This is a genomic window from Halodesulfovibrio spirochaetisodalis (genome assembly GCF_001672295.1).
In the GTDB taxonomy this organism is placed as follows: Bacteria; Desulfobacterota; Desulfovibrionia; order Desulfovibrionales; family Desulfovibrionaceae; genus Halodesulfovibrio; species Halodesulfovibrio spirochaetisodalis.
This window is the reverse complement of the sequence record NZ_JXMS01000053.1, coordinates 1-1,448: the sequence shown is the minus strand read 5'-3', so window position 1 is coordinate 1,448 and position 1,448 is coordinate 1. Positions and strand designations below refer to the sequence as shown.

1 protein-coding gene is annotated in these 1,448 nt (G+C 47.7%); it reads left to right on the top strand.

Annotation, left to right across the window (positions count from 1 at the left end):
• Positions 1-1,448: calcium-binding protein (locus SP90_RS16350; RefSeq protein WP_269449375.1), on the top strand; the 1,448-nt coding region annotated here is incomplete at both ends.

Below are 1,448 nucleotides of genomic sequence, written 5' to 3'. Positions count from 1 at the left end.
TTGCTGATGGAACTGCTATTGACCTTGCAGCGGTTATATCCAACCCAGTGCTGACAGACAATGACGACACATTCGTTGTTCCTTCTGATGCAGTAATTGCTGTTGTTAATGCCAAAGGCGGTGATGATACCATCACTGTCGGTGATATTGTTGCAGTGGTTGATGGTGGGACTGGAAAGGACGCCATTAGCACAGGTTCAAAAAGCGACACTCTGGCTGGTGGTTCAGGCAACGATACCATCAATGCGGGTGGCGGCGATGATACCATCACAGGTGGTACCGGCGACGATATCCTTACTGGAGGCACTGGCAGTGATACATATATCTTCAATGTCGGAGACGGCAACGATACTATACACGAAGGGACATGCAATGGCGTAGACGTGGACATTCTCAACATCGGCGTAGGTATCACTACTGAGGATCTTATCTTCAGTGCCGATGGAGATGATCTGGTTATCAAAATCAAAGGACACGATGATGACTCCATTCGTATCTCTGGTGGACTAGTAGATCCATCACATGGCGTTGAAAAAATCGTTCTTGCTGATGGAACATCCCTTGATCTCACAGCGGTCATCGCCAGCCCGGCTCTGACAGGTGACGATGACACCTTTGTCGTCCCTTCAGATGCCTTAATTGCTGTTATTAATGCTGATGGTGGCGATGATACCATTACTGCCGGTGACGTTGTTGCGGTCGTTAATGGTGGAGCAGGAAAAGATACTATCACCACAGGTTCTAAAAACGACATTCTTGCGGGTGGCGCAGGCAACGATACCATCAATGCAGGTGGCGGTAATGATACCATCATGGGTGGTACTGGTGACGACACCCTCACTGGAGGAGCAGGTGGAGACACCTATATCTTCAATATTGGTGACGGCAACGACACCATTCATGAAGGTTCGTGCAATGAAATGTGCACCGACATCGATATCATTAACATTGGTGTTGGAGTAACTGCTGGAGATCTCATCTTCAACGTTGATGGAGATGACCTGATTATCGGAATCAAAGGACATGATGATGACTCCATTCGTATCTCTGGCGGGCTAGTAGATCCATCACATGGCGTTGAAAAAATCGTTCTTGCTGATGGAACTGCTATTGACCTTGCAGCAGTTATATCTAATCCGGTGCTGACAGATAATGATGACACATTTGTTGTCTCTTCTGGTGCAGCTATCGCTGTTATTAACGCCAAGGGAGGCGATGATAACATCACTACCGGTGATATTGTTGCTGTCGTTGATGGTGGAACAGGAAAGGACACCATTAACACAGGTTCAAAAAACGACACCCTGGCTGGCGGCTCAGGTAATGACATCATTAATGCGGGTGGTGGTAACGACACTATCACTGGTGGTACAGGCGACGACAACCTCACTGGCGGATCGGGCAGCGATGTATATATATTCAATGTCGGAGACGGCAACGATACTATA